This window comes from Microbulbifer variabilis (assembly GCF_020524905.1).
Taxonomy (GTDB): Bacteria; Pseudomonadota; Gammaproteobacteria; order Pseudomonadales; family Cellvibrionaceae; genus Microbulbifer; species Microbulbifer variabilis_A.
In genome coordinates, this window is sequence record NZ_JAIVKI010000002.1 from 419,518 (window position 1) to 437,322 (window position 17,805).

General features: G+C 54.0%; 16 protein-coding genes and 1 pseudogene. 11 read left to right on the forward strand and 6 right to left on the reverse strand.

The window, feature by feature from the left end; all coding sequences use genetic code 11:
• Window positions 1-38 precede the first annotated feature (38 nt).
• From LC073_RS04830 to LC073_RS04840, 3 genes are all read left to right on the forward strand, one after another.
• Complete coding sequence (locus LC073_RS04830) at window positions 39-197, forward strand: DUF5993 family protein (RefSeq protein WP_226644153.1); 159 nt, start codon at window positions 39-41, stop codon at window positions 195-197.
• 13 nt (window positions 198-210) lie between these two features.
• Complete coding sequence (locus tag LC073_RS04835; protein WP_226644156.1) at window positions 211-750, forward strand: disulfide bond formation protein B; 540 nt, start codon at window positions 211-213, stop codon at window positions 748-750.
• Window positions 751-835: 85 nt separating this feature from the next.
• Window positions 836-2,515: an amidohydrolase gene (locus LC073_RS04840; RefSeq protein ID WP_226644160.1), complete on the forward strand. Its 1,680-nt coding sequence runs from the start codon at window positions 836-838 to the stop codon at window positions 2,513-2,515.
• 18 nt (window positions 2,516-2,533) lie between these two features.
• Here the strand turns inward: LC073_RS04840 and LC073_RS04845 are convergent.
• From LC073_RS04845 to rsmD, 4 genes and pseudogenes are all read right to left on the reverse strand, one after another.
• Window positions 2,534-4,017: pseudogene (locus LC073_RS04845) on the reverse strand (NAD-dependent malic enzyme).
• Between the two features lie 319 nt (window positions 4,018-4,336).
• Entirely contained in the window at window positions 4,337-6,055 is a 1,719-nt protein-coding gene (ggt, locus tag LC073_RS04850; RefSeq protein ID WP_226644162.1) for a gamma-glutamyltransferase, read from the reverse strand.
• A 62-nt stretch (window positions 6,056-6,117) separates the two neighbouring features.
• On the reverse strand, window positions 6,118-6,594 hold the full coding sequence (gene coaD, locus LC073_RS04855; protein ID WP_152455845.1) for a pantetheine-phosphate adenylyltransferase: 477 nt from the start codon (window positions 6,592-6,594) through the stop codon (window positions 6,118-6,120).
• Between the two features lie 103 nt (window positions 6,595-6,697).
• A complete protein-coding gene (gene rsmD / locus LC073_RS04860; RefSeq protein WP_226644165.1) occupies window positions 6,698-7,297 on the reverse strand; it encodes a 16S rRNA (guanine(966)-N(2))-methyltransferase RsmD in 600 nt (199 codons plus the stop codon).
• A 412-nt stretch (window positions 7,298-7,709) separates the two neighbouring features.
• Here rsmD and ftsY point away from each other — a divergent pair, with 412 nt between their 5' ends.
• The 6 genes from ftsY (at window position 7,710) to trmB (ending at window position 12,864) form a co-directional block, all read left to right on the forward strand.
• Window positions 7,710-8,717: a signal recognition particle-docking protein FtsY gene (gene ftsY, locus LC073_RS04865; RefSeq protein ID WP_413231432.1), complete on the forward strand. Its 1,008-nt coding sequence runs from the start codon at window positions 7,710-7,712 to the stop codon at window positions 8,715-8,717.
• A gap of 40 nt (window positions 8,718-8,757) precedes the next feature.
• Window positions 8,758-9,444: a cell division ATP-binding protein FtsE gene (gene ftsE, locus LC073_RS04870; RefSeq protein ID WP_152455839.1), complete on the forward strand. Its 687-nt coding sequence runs from the start codon at window positions 8,758-8,760 to the stop codon at window positions 9,442-9,444.
• Window positions 9,425-10,441 (forward strand): permease-like cell division protein FtsX, encoded by a 1,017-nt coding sequence (ftsX, locus tag LC073_RS04875; protein ID WP_226644168.1) that lies wholly within the window; start codon window positions 9,425-9,427, stop codon window positions 10,439-10,441. Before ftsE ends, ftsX begins: the two co-directional genes overlap by 20 nt.
• 238 nt (window positions 10,442-10,679) lie before the next feature.
• Window positions 10,680-11,534 (forward strand): RNA polymerase sigma factor RpoH, encoded by an 855-nt coding sequence (gene rpoH / locus LC073_RS04880; RefSeq protein WP_226644171.1) that lies wholly within the window; start codon window positions 10,680-10,682, stop codon window positions 11,532-11,534.
• Window positions 11,535-11,640: 106 nt separating this feature from the next.
• Entirely contained in the window at window positions 11,641-12,018 is a 378-nt protein-coding gene (locus LC073_RS04885; protein WP_226644174.1) for a DUF423 domain-containing protein, read from the forward strand.
• Window positions 12,019-12,081: 63 nt separating this feature from the next.
• Window positions 12,082-12,864, forward strand: a complete 783-nt coding sequence (gene trmB / locus LC073_RS04890) for a tRNA (guanosine(46)-N7)-methyltransferase TrmB (protein ID WP_226644177.1) — start codon at window positions 12,082-12,084, stop codon at window positions 12,862-12,864.
• Between the two features lie 85 nt (window positions 12,865-12,949).
• Here trmB and LC073_RS04895 read toward each other — a convergent pair whose 3' ends face one another.
• Window positions 12,950-13,954: a hypothetical protein gene (locus LC073_RS04895; RefSeq protein ID WP_226644180.1), complete on the reverse strand. Its 1,005-nt coding sequence runs from the start codon at window positions 13,952-13,954 to the stop codon at window positions 12,950-12,952.
• 202 nt (window positions 13,955-14,156) lie between these two features.
• Here LC073_RS04895 and LC073_RS04900 point away from each other — a divergent pair, with 202 nt between their 5' ends.
• Complete coding sequence (locus tag LC073_RS04900) at window positions 14,157-15,053, forward strand: outer membrane beta-barrel protein (RefSeq protein ID WP_226644183.1); 897 nt, start codon at window positions 14,157-14,159, stop codon at window positions 15,051-15,053.
• 86 nt (window positions 15,054-15,139) lie between these two features.
• Here the strand turns inward: LC073_RS04900 and LC073_RS04905 are convergent, their stop codons facing one another.
• A complete protein-coding gene (locus tag LC073_RS04905) occupies window positions 15,140-17,056 on the reverse strand; it encodes an ABC-F family ATP-binding cassette domain-containing protein (RefSeq protein ID WP_226644186.1) in 1,917 nt (638 codons plus the stop codon).
• Between the two features lie 108 nt (window positions 17,057-17,164).
• Here LC073_RS04905 and LC073_RS04910 point away from each other — a divergent pair, with 108 nt between their 5' ends.
• Window positions 17,165-17,665 carry a TIGR02444 family protein gene (locus tag LC073_RS04910; protein ID WP_226644188.1) on the forward strand — a complete coding sequence of 167 codons (501 nt, stop codon included), beginning with the start codon at window positions 17,165-17,167 and terminating at the stop codon, window positions 17,663-17,665.
• Window positions 17,666-17,805: the final 140 nt, after the last annotated feature.

A 17,805-nucleotide genomic window follows, 5' to 3' on the forward strand; every position in this document is an offset into this window, starting at 1 on the left:
TACTAGTATCAGAGTATTGCTGTCTGTGGAGATGGCCAGTGGTATTGGTACTGCCTTTTTTTACCGTTCTGATTTCGGCCTGGTATATTTGGAAGGGTCGTTGTCGCACGGCCACCGTGTGGTGGCTGCTGACCATGGTGATCTATATCATCTGGCTAATTTATCACTCGACCACTGCATTGGATCTCTCCTTATAGTTGGGGCGTCGCTATGGTGTATATGGTTCGGAGACTCGATGCCCTGGCCCTTCTCGGTCTTTCTGCGGTGCTCTGGATGGCTTTTATTATCGAACTGTACCAGCACCAGCTACCCTGCCCTTTATGCCTGTTGCAGCGCGTGGCTTTTACCATGGCAGGCTTGGGCCTGCTGATGAACCTGCGTTTTGGCGTGCGTCCGGCTCATTACGGCATTGTGATTCTGTCGTGCATAGCCGGGTTGGCCGCTGCTGGGCGCCAGGTGTTACTGCATATCCTGCCCAATAATTCCGGATTTGGAGAGCCCTTCCTCGGCCTGCATCTCTATACCTGGGCGGCCCTGGCTTTCCTGGGGCTACTCGCTTATTGCGGGATTGCAATGATGTTGGGCTTTTTACGGCGCAACCTCTCTCCGCGTCGATTTACCTTCCCAGAGAAATTTATTGCGCTTGGGTTTCTCACCATAGCGATGGCAAATCTGGCCAGCACTCTGCTGGAGTGTGGTCTGGGCCCCTGTGTAAGTGGCTCATTTGGTTATCACTGGCTCTGGTCTTGAGGAAATTGATGAACTGCTTAACCGAATGATGTTGCTCCCACTAGGTAAAACTGGGCGCGCTTAGGGCAAATCGCTGGAAAGCTATATGCGTTGGCTGAGTTTGTTATCAATTCTTTTACTCCTTTCCTGTGACTCTATGGAGAAGAGCACAAGCTCTGTCTCCACCCTAAATCAGCCTGCCCAGCTAATTGTCCGCAACGCTACTATTTATACCGCGGATAAAGTACGCTCAATAGCGTCAGCGATGGCAATCAGGGATGGACGTATTATCTTTGTAGGCAATGAGGCAGATGTTGAAAGCTATATTGGAACTGATACCAAAATTGCAGATTTGAACGGCAGGCTGGTATTGCCCGGATTTTTTCAACGGGCAAAAATTCGAGGTTCTGCATCAAGAATCAATTTGTTTTCCGAAAACTCCATCGAAGACTACCACTTGGCGGTTTCCCGTTATATTCGAGAAAACCCCGAGCAACAGGTAATTGTTGGTGATGGTTGGAGTATGCAGGCATTTTCTGCCGAAACTCCTCATAAAGGGATACTCGATCAAATCAATGACCTTATCCCGATTATTTTATTCTCTTCCGACCGAAGCAGTATCTGGACAAACTCTGAAGGCCTGGCTGCTGCTGGAATCAATAATGACAGTGAGAATCCTGTTGATGGATTTATAGAGAAAAATGAGCACGGTATTGCTACCGGTTGGTTGCGTGGTTCAGGTGCTGTCGCGCTAATGGAGAAATTGATTCCAGAGTATCCCAAAGAAGTTTATCGGAGGGATCTGTTGTGTATACAGGAACTAGCAGCTAGCAACGGTGTGACAACTCTGTATGAGCCGGCTATTTATTTAAAGGATGAGGAAGCCAGAAGACGTTACTTCGATACGCTATCCGATATCGATTCTATGGATATTCGTGTGCAGGCCTCCATAGTGGTGCGTCCAACATTTACCGAAAAAGATTTTTCACTATTACAACAGGAAATCAGTCAGATACCCATCAGTGATTTTAATCTGTCTTCGATAAGCTTTATCGAATGGCTTCCAAAAACTTTTAGGACGTGGATTACTGAGGAGGCGCTTGATGGCGAGTCAGTCTCTTTAAAAAAAGTGGCTGCTCTGGCTCAGAGAGCTCACTCTTACCAATTTTCACTACAGATATTAGTTTCCGGAAAAGAGGGAACCATTAAGGCATGGGAACTATTGGAGGAGCTGGAGGGAGCAGGATTTGGAACTGAAGTACGCAATGCAGTCGTCAATGCATATTTGGGAAAAGAATCTGCATTGGAAGGTCTTTCTAAGGTACATAGTGCAGCATTTGTGCAGCCGGAAACTATCTTCGCTTTGAATGTACATCCCGGTGATTCGATGACTAGGAGGCATATTAAAGAAAGCGATAGATATCTTCCCTTGGGTGTCTCTCTGCTATCTTCTGACTTCTCCCAAATTAATGGCATGGTTAGTCCTTTGTTGATTATTCATCGGGGAGTGAATCACGATATTCCTATTTTTGATTTGGTCGAAGCTTTTACGATTAATGCTGCCTATGCAGGCAATCTTGAAAAAGAAACGGGTAGTATCGAGAAGGGTAAGTGGGCAGATTTTATTGTTTTAGATAGAAATATATTTAAGAGTACGGCAGATCAGATAGATGAAACCAGGATTCTAAAAACTTTTTACAAAGGAAGATTGGTCTTTGACCGAAATTCTGTAAAAAGTAAGAGCTTAAACAGGCATAGTGGGTATTTGCAAAGGGATGCATTCTAATTTATCTGTTGATTAAGATTAAATACAACAATAAGGCAAGTATTCAGCTTTATAGGTAAGCTCCTCAATAAATTTCAGTAGATCCTTAGGGGGATCGAGTTCACTAAGCCCAAGTTCAAAAATTTTCTTGCATACTTTTGCAGAGGTATGAGTGGATATTTTTAATATTTGAGACTGTGGGGGGAACAGGCAGCCCTGCTGTAAGAGATCTTGATTAACCTGCTCGGCAACCCCACGGGCAGCCTCAATAAACAGTGAGTCTGGTACGCGTTTAGCATGCGTGGCATAAATTGCCATGGCTACAGCGGGAAAAATATATAAATTATTGGCTTGGCCAGGCAGGTAGGTTTTTCCATGCAGCGTGACCTTGGGAAACTGTACGCCAGCCGCGTAGATGGCTCGGCCCTGACTCCAGCTGTAGGCCTGCTCCGCGCTGCACTCGGCGTGCTCGGTGGGATTGGAGAGTGCAAAGATAATTGGCCGCGGGTTGAGCGCGGTCATGGTTTCCACTATCTCCCTAGTGAATAATTGACCGACAGTACTGACGCCGATCAAAGTGGTTGGCTTGTGGGTTTTTATAGCCTCCAATAATTGTAAAGTTGGAGGTTGGTCCTGAGCATAGGGGCGCTGGAAGTCAAAAAGATCTTTGCGACTTTTTACCAGCAGCCCTTTTTCATCGAACATAATAATACGGGCCTGGGCCTCTTCCTTACTCAGCTCTTCATTGACGAGTTCACTCACAAACAAATCTGCAAGCCCGATACCGGCAGAGCCAGCACCGGCAAAGAAGATTTTTTCATCCTTCAACGAGCCCTGTTTGATTTTCAAGGCATTAATCATGCCGGCCAGGGCAATGCCCGCAGTGCCCTGGATATCGTCGTTGTAGCAGCAGACCTTGTCTCGATACCTCTGTAGTAGGTGGACGGCGTCACTGCCGGTCCAGTCCTCGAAGTGCAGACAGCAGTGTGGATAGCGTTGCTGAACGGTGTCCACAAACTCATCCACGAAACGGTATAGCGTCTCGGTATCAGGCCGTTTACGACGCAGGCCTACATAGAGAGGGTCTGCGAGTACCTGTTCATTATTGGTGCCGGCATCTAAAAAGAGAGGCAGTAAATGTTCTGGCGGCACGCCGCCCGCGGCGGTGTATAGCTGCAGTTTACCAATGGGGATGCCCATGCCGTTCGCACCAATATCCCCGAGCCCAGAATTTGTCCACCATTGGTGACACAAATAAAGCGAATGTCCCGGTCCGGCCAGTGAGACAGGGAGTCGGCGATACTGCCCTTTTGCGCAATAGAGAGGTAGACGCCCCTGACCCTGCGCATGATATGGCTGAACTTGGTACAGGCTTCGCCGATAGTGGGGTCGTAAATGATCGGAAGGAAGCGCACCGGATCAGACATTACCACCCGGTAAAAAAGCGTCTCATTGGTATCCAGCAGGCCGGTCAGGTAGACAAAGCGATCGATATCCGAGTGTTTGTGGCTCAGCTGCATCATCACCCGTTCTACCTGGGTTTCGATGGTTTCCAGGGCGTCGGGGATCAGGCCGTTCAGGCCAAACTTGCTGCGTTCCGCTTCTGTAAAAGCGGTGCCCTTATTGGTGCTGGGGTCGTGCAGGAGTTTGATGCCAGTGGCATCCACTTTGCGGTGGTCCAAGAGGGGCCCTCCAGTTGCGCTGTGGCTTCTCGCTAGCTAGAGGGAAGTATGGAGCACTCCCTGGAGGGAGTATTGCTATCCACAAGGCTTGCTTGTGGATAGCAACGTTCTTGAAAGGTTTCTGCTTCCAGAAGGCGTGCAAAACGCCTCCTCCAGAAAATCAGTGCCCTAAGGCGCTGCCCTCCCGGCGGGGGTCAGCACCGCCATAGAGTGTATTGTCTTTTACTGCGATCGCGTGAATGCCGCTATTGAGGTCGCGCTCAATGACCTGATGCCCGCGCCCTTTAAGTTTATTGATGGTGTCCTGATTAAAGTAGCCGGGTTCAAGCTCGACACGCTGCCCGATAGCGCCGATGTTGCCGGCGGCGATGGCATCGGCAATAGGCATATTCAGTCCCAGGTGGTAGAGGATGGTGCGGGCAGTGTAGTCGATAATACGTGAGCCCCCAGGGGAGCCCACCAGCAGTCGCAAGCTACCATCTTTGTTAAATACCACCGTCGGTGACATGGAAGAGCGCGGTCGCTTGCCGGCTTGAATACGGTTCGCCACCATCTGCCCATCGGCTGCTTTTGGGGTGAAAGAGAAATCGGTCAACTGGTTATTCAGCAGGAAACCCTTTACTAGCAGGCGGGAGCCAAAACCCGTTTCGATGCTACTGGTCATGCTCACCCCATTACCATAGCGATCCACAATCACTAGATGGCTGGTATTGGGCATCTCCGGTGATTGGGCTGTAAGGCGTTTGGTCGCCCCAGTATTGGGGTTGCCGGGTTTGGCCGTGCTGGCGCTGTCGGGGTCAATTAGGGTCGCACGTTCGCTCAAGTAAGCGGGGGATACCAGGGCCTTGCTGGGCACACTGATAAAATCCGAGTCGGCGGAATAGGTGTTGCGATCGGCAAATGCCAGTTCTGAAGCCTCGATAAACAAATGGGTGAGCAGATCGTCCCCAGCCTCCATTTCAGCGATGGGAAATTCCTGCAGCATGCCCAGAATCCCGCCCACAGTGGTGCCGCCCGATGAGGGTGCATCCGCGCCACAGATTTGGTATTCGAGAAATACGGAACAAAGCGGCTGGCGCTGTTTGGGCTGGTAATTGGCCATATCCTCGAGGCTAAGCAGGCCGGGGTTTTTTGTGTCCCCCCGAACCGCCTTGACGATTGCCTCGGCGATCTCACCTTTATAAAAGGCGTCCCCACCACCGGCGGCAATTATGCGAAGTGTGCGGGCATACTCCGGGTTCTTCAGCCGATGGCCCACCGGCAGGGGGTTGCCGTTGCTGTCAAAGAAATAGTTGGCGATCGCCGGCCTTGCATCCACTTCGGGAAGCTTGTTCAACAGCTGGTGCAGGCGTGGGGAAACTGCAAAGCCATTTTCGGCAAGCTGGATGGCGGGCTGAAACAGAACTTCCCAGGGTAGTTTGCCATCGCGCTGGTGCGCCATTTCCAGCATGCGGATGACGCCGGGTACTCCCACTGAGTAGCCGCCGATAACCGCCTGCATAAATGAGCGCGGCTTATCGCCATACATAAAGTAGTTTTCATCTACACCCGCTGGCGCGGTTTCCCGGCCATCGTAATAACGCAGCTGCTTATCCTTAGCGTCATAGCTCAGCATAAAAGCGCCGCCGCCAATGCCTGATGATTGAGGTTCCACTAGCCCCAAAACCATCTGTGCGGCGATTGCCGCATCGACAGCACTGCCGTTCAGGGCGAGGATCTGCTCGGCAGCTCGACTAGCGTGGGGACTGGCGGTAACCGCCATGTAGGATTCGGCCTTGGCAGATTTGATCGCGCTGCGGCCGGTATCGACTTCCGGCTGCGGCTCATCGGCTATGGCCGGACTCAGAACAAAGGCGAAGGCGAGGAAAAGGTGGCGCACGAAACACTCCGCGGATTGTGGAAAAATCCGCTCGAGTGTATCAGAAATAACCAATTCCAGAGTTAGCGGAATTTCTCTTCCAGTGCCTTTTGTACGGCGGTTGGAACAAACTTGGTGACATCACCGCCGAGAGAGGCGATCTCCCTGACCAAGGACGAGGAAATATAGGACAAATGTTCCGCTGGGGTCAGGAACAGGCTTTCCATATTCGGCGCCAACTGGCGGTTCATATTGGCCAGCTGGAACTCGTACTCGAAGTCGGACACGGCGCGCAAGCCGCGCAGAACGCCATAGGCATCCACCTGGCGCACCAGGTCAGCCAGCAGGATATCGAAGCCGATCACTTCCACATTGGGCAGGTGGCCGAGTACGCGCTGGGAGAGCTCCACCCGCTCATCCAGGGTAAACAGGGGATTCTTCCGATTGCTGGCGGCTACGGCCACTATGACGTGGTCAAACAGGCGACAGGCCCGCTCCACCAAATCCAGGTGACCATTGGTGATGGGGTCGAAAGTTCCGGGGTAGACAACTTTTTTCATACGCCAAGGATTAATGCGGGCTGAAAGGGATGCGAATGGTAAACAATTTACGGCTAAGGCTCAAAACCGAATGCGAAACCCAGACCTGCTAACCAGTCAGTGTTCAGCGGTCAGTAGGCTCGGCGGAGTCATTGCGATAGAGGCGCATACAGACTTGACCCGCGCGCTTTTCCTTGAGTAATGACCAATTGGCTGCTGTAGACAGGACCGTGTCCCGGGGTGTCTCGATATAAATTAGAGCGCCTTGTGAAAGCCTGCCAATGAGGGCGCCGAGGCTTTCCTGCCACAGGTTGTCCGCGAAGGGCGGATCGATAAAGACAATATCGTAGGGCTTGTTTCCGCTGCCCAGGAAATCCGCCGCTCGACAGTTATGCACCTGGCCATCCGTCGTTTCGAGCAGCTGAAGTTGCTGTTTCAGGGTGCGTGCCGCTAGGGGATTCAGCTCGACGAAATCCACAGAGGCGGCACCGCGCGATAAAGCCTCAAAGCCCAGTGCGCCGGAGCCGGCGAAGAGGTCGAGACACTGCGCGTTCGGTAGATAAAACTGGAGCCAGTTGAACAGGGTTTCACGCAGGCGATCACCGGTGGGTCTCAATCCCTCTACCGGGGCAAATTGCAATTTCCGTCCGCGCCACTGCCCTCCGATGATACGCAACTGGGAAAGGGGTTGTGGGCTTTGCTTGCGCGATGAACTTCTGGCCAAGGTAAATCTCTACTGGGGGCTTAGCGATGCTAAGATTAGCGTCTTTCTGCAAGCGGTACACCCGGATAAACGAATGATCTTTGATTTCCTGCGCAAAAAGAAAAAGCGCAAGCCCGAACAAAGCGAGCCCCACAAGGAGCAGGCGGAAGCTGTCGCCGCACCCGAGGAGGCGCCGGCGGAAGAGTGGCAGGAGCCGTCTGTCACCGATAGCGAGCCCGCAGAACCGCAGGCGTCCCCAGCCGAGCCGGCAGAGGCGCCCGCTCCGCTGAAGGAAGAACCCACAAAGGAAGAAACCACAGCTGATGTGCAGGCGTTACCTGCAGACGTGCCTGAGTCTTCGCCTGCCAGTGTGACGACTACACAGCCCGAAATTCAGCCTGAACCTGAACCGCCCGCCGCCACGGCACCACCGGTGTTGGAACCGGCTCCTCAGGTACAGGAGCCCGCGCCCAAGCCCACTCCTGTGCAGGAAAAACCTGCAGAGAAGAAGAAAGAGGGTTTCTTTGCACGTATTCGCCGTGGGCTCAGTCGCACCAGCAATCAGTTTGTCGAGGGGATGGGCAACCTGTTCCTCGGGGCCAAGGAGATCGATGAAGATCTGCTGGAAGAGCTGGAAACCCAGCTGCTGATGGCGGATGTGGGCGTCGAGGCCACCAGTGAAATTGTCGATCGCCTCACCGAGCGCGTCTCACGCCGCGAACTGGCCGATGGCGATGCGCTCTATAAAGCGCTGCAGCAGGAGCTGGCAGAGCTGCTTAACAGTGTCGATGCGCCCCTGGTGCTGGATGCCAGTAAAAAGCCCTATGTGATTCTGGTGGTCGGCGTTAACGGCGTCGGCAAGACCACCACTATCGGCAAGTTGGCACACCGCTTCCTCGGCGAGGGCAAATCGGTGATGCTCGCCGCTGGCGATACTTTCCGTGCCGCCGCAGTGGAACAGTTACAGGTTTGGGGGCAGCGACACAATGTGCCGGTGGTGGCCCAGCATACCGGTGCGGACAGCGCCTCGGTGATTTTCGATGCCGTGCAGTCGGCCCAGGCTCGAGGTATCGATGTGGTGATTGCCGATACAGCCGGCCGCTTGCACACCAAGTCCAACCTGATGGAAGAACTGACCAAGGTGCGCCGCGTAATGGGCAAGCTGGACCCCAGCGCCCCCCACGAGGTGCTGTTGGTATTGGATGCCGGCACCGGTCAGAATGCGATTAACCAGGCCGCACAGTTTCGCGAGGCGGCCGGTGTTACCGGCCTGGTGCTCACCAAGCTCGACGGCACCGCCAAGGGTGGGGTGATTTTCGCTCTGGCACGGCGTTTCGGTATTCCCGTGCGCTTTATCGGTGTGGGTGAACAGGCTGAGGACCTGCAGCCGTTCCGTGCGCGTGAATTTGTCTCGGCGCTGTTTGGTCGCGATACCGCCTGATCGCTACTAAACCCTCTCAGGGAATAACAAGAACAACATCGTGATCACCTTTGACAATGTGAATAAGCGCTATGCATCGGGGCAGGACGCCCTGGTGCGTATCAGCTTGGAAGTCCCCCGCGGCGATATGGTGTTTCTCACCGGTCATTCAGGTGCGGGTAAGAGCACCCTATTGAGACTGCTCACCGCCATCGAACGCCCCACCAAAGGCTCGATTCTGGTAGCCGGGCAGAACCTCAACCGCCTGCGCAATAGCCAGATCCCCTATTACCGGCGCAACCTGGGCATCGTTTTTCAAAACCACCAGCTGCTGTTTGATCGCAGTGTCTTCGACAATATCGCCCTGCCGCTGGCGGTAGCCGGCTGCAGCAAGCGCGAAGTCGGCCGCCGGGTGCGCGCCGCGCTGGATAAGGTGGGTCTCCTGGACAAGGAGAAGCACAACCCCATCACCCTGTCCGGTGGTGAGCAACAGCGGGTGGGTATCGCCCGTGCGGTGGTGAACAAGCCGGCGATCCTGGTGGCGGATGAGCCCACCGGTAACCTGGACCCGCAGCTGTCCCAGGAAATCATGCGATTGTTTTCCGATTTTAATGCCGTGGGTGTCACTGTACTGGTGGCCAGCCACGACCTGGAATTGATAGCGCGCATGCGCCGGCGGGTTTTGACCCTGCAAGCCGGCCAGTTGATCTACGACGGAGTTCCGAGCCGTGAAGCACACCCAGTCTAGGGCCCAGCGCCCGGCGAGCAGCGCCACTGAAAAGCGCCCGCGCAGCAGTGGTGCCGTGGCTGCCCGCACCGGTATTGCGGATCGCTGGCAGTCCTGGCTCGATCACCACCGCCAGGTAGCGCGGGAATCCCTGCGGCGCTTTTTTGCCACGCCCATGGCCAGTGCCATGACGGCCTTGGTGATCGCTATCGCCCTGGCCCTGCCTGCTGCTTTGCAGCTCGGGCTGGCAAATTTCCAGCGCGCTGTGGCCGGCTGGGATGGTCAGCCGCAGATTTCGGTGTTTCTGAACAAAGGGGCGCAGAAAGCGGCGATAGAGTCCTTTGCTGCCAAGCTGCGCAGTGATCCGGCCATCGCGGAGGTAACTTATATCTCCCCGGAAGACGCGTTGGCGGAGTTCGAGCAGGCTTCTGGGCTCGGTGACCTACTGGTGGGGCTCGATGCCAATCCTCTGCCGGCGGTATTACTGCTGCGCCCGCAGGATACGCGGGACAGCGACAGGTTGCAGCGCATCGTGGAAAACCTGCGTGAGCATGCCCTAAGTGATTCGGTAGTGCTGGATCTGGCTTGGGTACAGCGTCTCACCCAGCTGACGGAATTGGGGCAGCGCCTTTCTGCGGGGCTTGCTCTACTGCTGGCGCTGGGGGTGATCCTGGTGGTGGTCAACACGATTCGCCTGCATATCGAGAGCCGCCGGGAAGAAATTCTGGTGGTGAAGCTTGTGGGGGGCACCAATGCCTTCGTGCGTAGGCCTTTTCTTTACAGTGGCCTTTGCTACGGGGCCTTTGGCGGCCTGTTAGCCTGGTGTCTGTTGTTGGGGGCGGTGCTGTTACTGTCCGGGCCGATTTCCGGTCTCTCCTCCAGCTATGGCAGCAATTATACCTTGGCGGGGCCTGGCCTCAGCTACTTTGCCGGCCTTATCGGTGGCGCCGCTTTGCTCGGGCTGATGGGAGCCTGGTTGGCGACGAGTCGCCACCTGCGCGAGATTGAGCCTAGCTGACCGGCTAGTGTCAGCGGCCCTAGTTTAGCCAAGAAACGTAAAGCCGTTGTAAAGTGGGGAACCTCTGGGGTATTGGGGCCCTCTAATCGGCTGCAATACAAGGGAATACGGCAGTTGGCGGCGGACTTTCTTAACCGCTCGTGCAAGTGCTACACTGAGTCCAGCCTGTCGCCGGATAAAGTGTCCGACGACAGCGGCCGCAGGAACCGGCCGACTAATAATGAGAGGAGAAACCTGAATGGGAACCAGCCTACAGCCAGTGCACACGCTGTCTCCGGGCGCCAACCTGGGAGCTTACATCCAAACGGTCAGCAGCTTTGATGTGCTGTCTGCAGAGGAGGAAAAGCGCCTGGCAGAAGACCTCTATTATCGCGAAGATATCAACGCGGCCCGCCAATTGGTTATGTCCCACCTGCGCTTTGTTGTGCATATCGCCAAGTCTTATTCTGGCTATGGCCTCAACCAGTCTGATCTGGTGCAGGAGGGTAATGTCGGCCTGATGAAGGCAGTTAAGCGCTTTAACCCGGAAAAAGGGGTGCGTTTGGTCTCCTTTGCGGTGCACTGGATCAAAGCGGAAATTCACGAATTTATCCTGCGCAACTGGCGCATCGTGAAGATCGCTACCACCAAGGCACAGCGCAAGCTGTTCTTTAACTTGCGTGGGCAGAAGAAGAAACTGGCCTGGCTGAGCAACGACGAAGCCAAGGCTGTGGCAAAAGATTTGAACGTGGATGTTGCCCAGGTCCATGAGATGGAGGGCCGTCTCGCCGCTCACGACGCCGCATTCGATGCTGGGGTGGATGACGATGACGACACTGCTTGGCAGGCCCCTGCGCACTATCTGGAAGACCGCAGTTACGATCCCGCGGCTCAGCTTGAGCGCGATAACTGGCAGGAAACCAGCCTCAACAGCCTGGCCAGTGCCATGGAGCAACTCGACGAGCGCAGCCGCGATATTATCCAGGCGCGTTGGCTGAGCGATGAAAAGTCCACCTTGCACGAGTTGGCAGATAAATACGGTGTCTCCGCCGAGCGGATCCGCCAGCTGGAAAAGAACGCTATGAAAAAAGTGCGTGCGGCTATGGAGGCCTGATCGCGCGCTCTGGCAGTTCGGAAAAAACCGCGCAACAGCGCGGTTTTTTTATTTCCGCAATGAAATGAACAGCCCCGTTCCATTGGCACTTGAAGTGAGATAAACCATGGCCCAAGTTTACCTTTTACTCGCCGCATTGTTCGGTGCCAGCGGCGTCGCCCTCGGCGCTTTTGGTGCACACGGCCTGCGTGGCAAGGTCGCCGAACCGTTGCTGGAGGCCTATAAGACTGGCGTGCAATACCAGATGATCCATGCTTTGGCGCTATTTGCTGTGGCGTTGCTGATACAGAATTGGGGGGATCGCTTGTCACTCACCCTGAGCGGCGCTTTCTTTGTATTTGGATTGGTGTTTTTTTCCGGTAGTCTCTACGCCCTCGCTCTTGGAGGGCCGCGCTGGCTGGGGCCGATTACACCGATTGGTGGGTCCTTGATGATAGCCGGTTGGGTGGCGCTGTTTATCGCCGCCGTTAATACCGCCAAATAGCTGGGCCGCTGCCCACTCAAATCCGATCAAGAGAAAACCGTTTCGCATAAGAGGTCGCGAACAATGCAAGACGAATCCGCGGAAGAGTTTCCCTACCGCACCGAGTACAAAAAAAAATCTATCCGCAGCTACGTGATTCGCGCAGGGCGGATGACTGAGGGGCAGCGCCGCGCCTTCGATACCTATTGGGGTCAGTATGGCCTGTCGCTCTTCGACGGTCCCCTGAACCCAGTTGAGGCTTTTGGCCGTGAGGCCCCGCTGGTGTTGGAGATTGGTTTTGGTATGGGAGATTCCCTGCTTGCCATGGCCCAGGCCGAGCCGGACAAAAACTTTATTGGCATTGAAGTACATCCCCCCGGTGTGGGCAGGTTGATTAACAACGCCGGAAAGGCTGGGGTTGAGAATCTCAAAATTTATATGGCCGATGCGGTGGATGTTTTGAATGACTGTATTGGGGATGGCATCCTGGACAGATTCCAATTGTATTTCCCGGATCCCTGGCATAAAAAAAAGCACCATAAGCGCCGTATTGTGCAGCCGCAGTTTGTGCGCCTGATTTGCAGCAAGCTGAAAACTGGTGGCGTAATGCATATGGCTACGGATTGGCAGAATTATGCCGAGCACATGCTGGAAGTGCTGCAGGCGGAGCCGCTGCTGGAAAATACCTCTTCAGGCAATGACTATGTTGAGCGCCCAGAATGGCGCCCGGAAACCAAGTTTGAGCGCCGTGGCCAGCGCCTTGGGCACGGCGTTTGGGATCTGGTGTATCGTCGTCTTACGGGTGAAGCCGTTGCCCTGGAACCGAGTGAAGAAACGTCTGAAACGCCTTCCAGCCAAGAGTCATAGGCAGAGTAATCTCATGCTTATTGCGCTATGAAAACCGCCGGCCAAAGGCCGGCGTGGTCCCACTTTGTGGTGGGCTCCCCTCTTTTTAAACGTATTGTTGCCAATTCTGCTTGAAAGATTCCCAGCGCTGCTTGTCTGCGGTGATGCGGATATTTCTTACAGAATTTTCGTTGTAGTACATCCAATCTGACAGCACGATATTGTTTTGGCTGCCGGCATAGTAGCGCATGCGGAAACGGAGAATATAACGGTTGGGGATTGCCAGGAACGCCACTTCGCGACCGGGAGTAACATTGGCGACTTCCACACATTCATGTCCATTCTTGTCGATTTCATAGACAAATCCTGCGATCGCTTTATCCACCCTGTCGGTATGGTGCAGGTAGTAGTAACGCACCGGACAGTAGGTTTTATTGTGCCAGGCAAAGCGTGCAACCACATTGGGATCGTTGGTGCTGGATATTACCTGGCAGGAGGCGCCGCTCCCGAGGTGTGGATCGTGGCGATTGCTGCTGTCCATTTTTGGAAAAAATCCCCCAGACTGCCACAGCATCTGCGGCGGCCGAGTGTCGCCCCGGTACAGGCGCCCCGGTGTCATATGCAGGTTAAAACCAGAGCGGCTAAAACGATAGCGATACAGATTGAAAGGGATGTCATTGTGGTTTTGTATATTGCCTAAGGCCAAGGGCTCGGAAAGCGCGGCTTCACTGGCCTGGCGATACCAGCAATAGGCGCCGCCCAGCAGTGCGGTAATGGCGTTTTGACGTCGCTGTATTCCATCCGGGGTGAGCTGTTGTACAGGGTTGGAGGGGTTGAAGCCGGTCAGCCATGTGTACATTGCCTCGACCAGACTTTGGGATGTATTGGCGATTCGAGTGTAATCTAGAGTCTGGATCAATGCGGCCTGAGTTACTAACTGATCGATTCGGGTCAGCCCATCTTTATTGCGACTGTATTTCCAGCTGCAGCGAGAATTCTGTTGGAAGTCGGTGGCGTATTCCCGAATAGTTCTCGGTGGGCGGCAGGAGGTTTGTATCAATTCTGGCCTAACCAGATTTCTTACGTAGTTATCTATGTTTGGCGCCAGCATCGGTTATCTCTCCGGTATTTATAGGTATATTTTTTATTTCCCGTCTATGATTTTCATATTGGGCGCGGCATTAAATAGCAGTTTTATTGAAAATGCAGAACAAATAACACAAATATAATCGAATTAATTTGAGTTTTAAGCAGTTAACCAAGTTAATAAAAATTCCAAGGGGGATGATTTTAAAAAGATTCCGGTGTCAGTAATGGGTAAACGCCATACTTCCCTGCCAACCTTCTGCGGTTTTGTATTTCTTCTCTTAATGAATAATGTGTCGGCTGATTTTGTCGGTACCCTAAATCTCTATGCCAACGGCGGAAAATACTGGTTCAACAGCGATCGCTTAAACGGAACGCCTTTTCACGGATTGACTCTGCAGGACACTACCGGTGGTGGAGGTGGCCTGGGATTCAATATGACCAATTACTGGGCGATGGAGGGAGTGGTCGATTATTTTGTTGTTGGAGTAGATGATTTTCCTGAAAAACTTGAAATTTACAATTATCACCTGGACCTCCTCTACCAATTTGGTGGGCAGTTTTGCGGCGATTTTTGTTGGCAGCCATATGTGGCTTTTGGCGTTGGCGAGATGCGCATTAATTATGATAAAGCGCCAAAAAAACGTTACAGGAGATATTACACGGACGAGGACGGGATAGAGCGTTACGACTGTAAATATCGGTATAAACACGATTATAAATATCCTGACTGGCATCCCTACCGAAAATATCTGTGCAACTGGCATGATCGCCAGACCATGGTCAATCTCGGTCTGGGGATAAAATACAGCCTCGGTCCCCGCTGGCAGGCCCGTGCGGATGTGCGACTTTTCCAGGGGGTAGATCACGGTGGGTTGGATGGTTTTGCCAGCGTCGCGATTGGTTACCAGTGGATCGAATACCCGGACTTTTGGTACGACGAAGATGCGGACGGAATTATCGATGCAACCGATCAGTGTCCACAGACCCCGGTGGGTGTAGATGTAGGACCCGATGGTTGCCCTATGGATATCGATTTTGATGGTGTGCCCGCTTATATAGACCAGTGCCCGAATACTCCGATCGGCATCGCCGTGGATGAATATGGCTGTATCCGCAGGTAAGTAATTATTTAAAGGCATCCGGGCGGTAGCCTGGAGGGCGGATGAAGGCGCCCTCCAGGTGTGATCTTGAGAGACAAAGTGTCGAATTATTCCCCGCGCAACTGCTCCAGTTGCTCGGAAATTTCCAACCACTCCATTTCCAGAAGATCGAGAGCTTCACGATGTTCTGTCTGCTCTTTATTGAGGCGCGCAATTTCATCCTGCTGGCCTCCGCTGTAAAGCTGCTCATCGGCCAACTTGTCTTGAACCTTTTGGAGTTTCTCCTCTGCCGCAGCTATCTGCCGTTCGACACTTTTTAATTTATTGGTCAGCGGCTTAAGCTGCTCACGCAGGGCTGCAGCGGCGCGACGTTGTGCCTTTTTGTCTTCGCCAGGTTTTTCCTGGTTGTCGCCGCTGCCTGCAGTTTTTTCCTCGCGTCGCTTTTCCCGGTTAAACCCCAATAGCCACTGCTTGTAGTCATCGAGATCACCGCTATAGGGTTCGGCGTGACCATTGGCGACAAGAATAAATTCATCGGCGGTGTTAGCGAGGAGGTAGCGGTCGTGGGATACCAAAATTACCGCGCCGGGGAATTCGGCCAGGGCCATTGTCAAAGCGTGGCGCATTTCCAGATCGAGGTGGTTGGTGGGCTCATCGAGCAGTAGCAGGTTGGGTTTTTGCCAGGCGAGGATGGCCAGCGCTAAGCGTGCCTTCTCTCCTCCGGAAAAGCCGGCTACCGTTTCAAAGACCCGGTCCCCGATAAAGCCGTAGCCGCCGAGGAAGTCTCGCAGGGATTGCTCACTGGCCTTTGGGCTCAGTCGTTGCAAGTGCAGCAACGGAGAGGCCTTGCCATCGAGGGCTTCCAACTGGTGTTGGGCAAAATAGCCAATGGCCAGATGCTCGCCACACTGGCGTTCGCCGCTTTTGGGGGCAAGCTCGCCGGCCAGCGTTTTTATTAGCGATGATTTACCTGCGCCATTGGGGCCGAGCAGGCCGATACGGCGGCCGGGCTGAATACCCAGTTGTACTTTTCTAACGACCACCTTATCGGCATAACCGATATCGGCTTCGCGCAGATCGATCAGTGGATTGGAGGTTTTCTCTGCGGATGGCAGGGTGAAATGAAAAGGCGAATCCACATGGGCCGGAGCGATTTGGGCCATGCGGTCCAGCGCCTTTAAACGGCTCTGTGCTTGCTTGGCCTTGCTGGCCTTTGCGCGAAAGCGCCGCACAAAGTCTTCCATATGCGCGCGTTCGGCTTGCTGTTTTTCGTATTGTATTTGTTGCTGGGCCAGGCGCTCGGCACGCGTGCGCTCGAAGGCGCTATAGTTGCCGCTATAAAGCACAAGTTTTTGCTGTTCGAAACTAACAATGCCATCGACTACCGCATCGAGGAAATCTCGGTCGTGGGAAATAATTAGCAGGGTGCCGGGAAAACGCTGTAGCCACTGCTCAAGCCAAAGGGTAGCGTCGAGGTCCAGGTGGTTGGTGGGTTCATCCAGCAGCATTAAATCCGCGGGACACATTAGTGCGCGTGCCAGATTGAGGCGAATGCGCCAGCCACCGGAAAAGCTGCGCACAGGACGCTGTTGTTCTGCGTGAGCAAAGCCCAGACCGTCGAGTAACTGTGCGGCGCGTGCCGGCCCGCTGTAGCCGTCGATGCTGGCCATGCGCTCGTGCAGCTCGGCCAGTTTGTGGCCATCGGATTCCCCGCTGTTCTCCGCCTTTGCCAGTTGATCTTGTAGGTGGCGTAACTCCCTATCGCCGTCGAGTACGTAGTCGAGGGCGGATTGATCGCTGGCTTCCACCTCCTGAGCCATATGGGCAATCCGCCAGCCACTGGGGATATCCACCTGGCCGGCGTCGCTTTCCAATTGACCGAGTAACAGCTTGAACAGTGTTGACTTACCACAGCCATTGGCGCCGATGATTCCCACCTTGTGGCCGGGAAAGATACGGCAGTCAGCACCGTTTAACAGGTCGCGCTCGCCCCGATGCAGGGAGACACCTTGCAGATTGATCACTGGGAAAACCTCTTATGAACCGGCCGAAGAATGCTAGGCTATTCGACGTATTAGCACGCGATCGCCGCCGCTTGAGCGCGCGGAATCGCAAAAGGTCTGGATTCTAACGTGACAGATAGCGCACCTCCATCTTCTTCCCAGGAAAACCTATTGTGGCAATTCAGCCTGGACTTCTATCGCCATCAAGGGGTGGAGGCTTTCCTGCTCGACTGCCAGGACACAAAAGGGGCCGATGTATGCCTGTTGCTTTGGGCCAGCTACGCGGCGGTGTGTGGACATCAGCTGAGCGAGGAGGGCTGGAGAGTGGCCGATCGCGGCCTGGCACCGCGTAGACGCATGATTATCAGCGTGCGCCACCTGCGCCGCTTATTGGGGCGCTTTCGGCCTCATACACTGCGTGCGTATGAAATGTGCAAACGTTATGAATTGAATTTGGAGCGCTTGCAGTTGGCGGCGCTGTGGAAGATCTGTCAGGAGGAGTGGCCGGGAGACAGACCGGCTCTGCAGCTTGCAGGTCAGCAATATGGGCTTTTGCAAAAAGATCAGGCCTGCTGGGCAGGCCTGATCGAAAGTTTCATGGCTTCGGCGGAAAACCCGGATACTCTCTGAGCTTCTCGCGAGAGGTTTCAGTAAACACTTTGTCCGGCAATAAAGTCTATGCGCCTGCATTTTTTATTGTTTCAACAAAGTGCAACTGCAATTCAGTTGGCCGCCCTTCATTCGCCGTTAACTGAAGAGCTCTTAAGCGA

Coding starts and splice junctions, on each gene's coding strand:
- LC073_RS04835 (WP_226644156.1), top strand. CDS start 211: ATGGTGTATATGGTTCGGAGACTCGATGCCCTGGCCCTTCTCGGTCTT.
- LC073_RS04900 (WP_226644183.1), top strand. CDS start 14,157: ATGGGTAAACGCCATACTTCCCTGCCAACCTTCTGCGGTTTTGTATTT.
- coaD (WP_152455845.1), bottom strand. CDS start 6,594: ATGAAAAAAGTTGTCTACCCCGGAACTTTCGACCCCATCACCAATGGT.
- LC073_RS04840 (WP_226644160.1), top strand. CDS start 836: ATGCGTTGGCTGAGTTTGTTATCAATTCTTTTACTCCTTTCCTGTGAC.
- LC073_RS04895 (WP_226644180.1), bottom strand. CDS start 13,954: ATGCTGGCGCCAAACATAGATAACTACGTAAGAAATCTGGTTAGGCCA.
- rpoH (WP_226644171.1), top strand. CDS start 10,680: ATGGGAACCAGCCTACAGCCAGTGCACACGCTGTCTCCGGGCGCCAAC.
- trmB (WP_226644177.1), top strand. CDS start 12,082: ATGCAAGACGAATCCGCGGAAGAGTTTCCCTACCGCACCGAGTACAAA.
- LC073_RS04885 (WP_226644174.1), top strand. CDS start 11,641: ATGGCCCAAGTTTACCTTTTACTCGCCGCATTGTTCGGTGCCAGCGGC.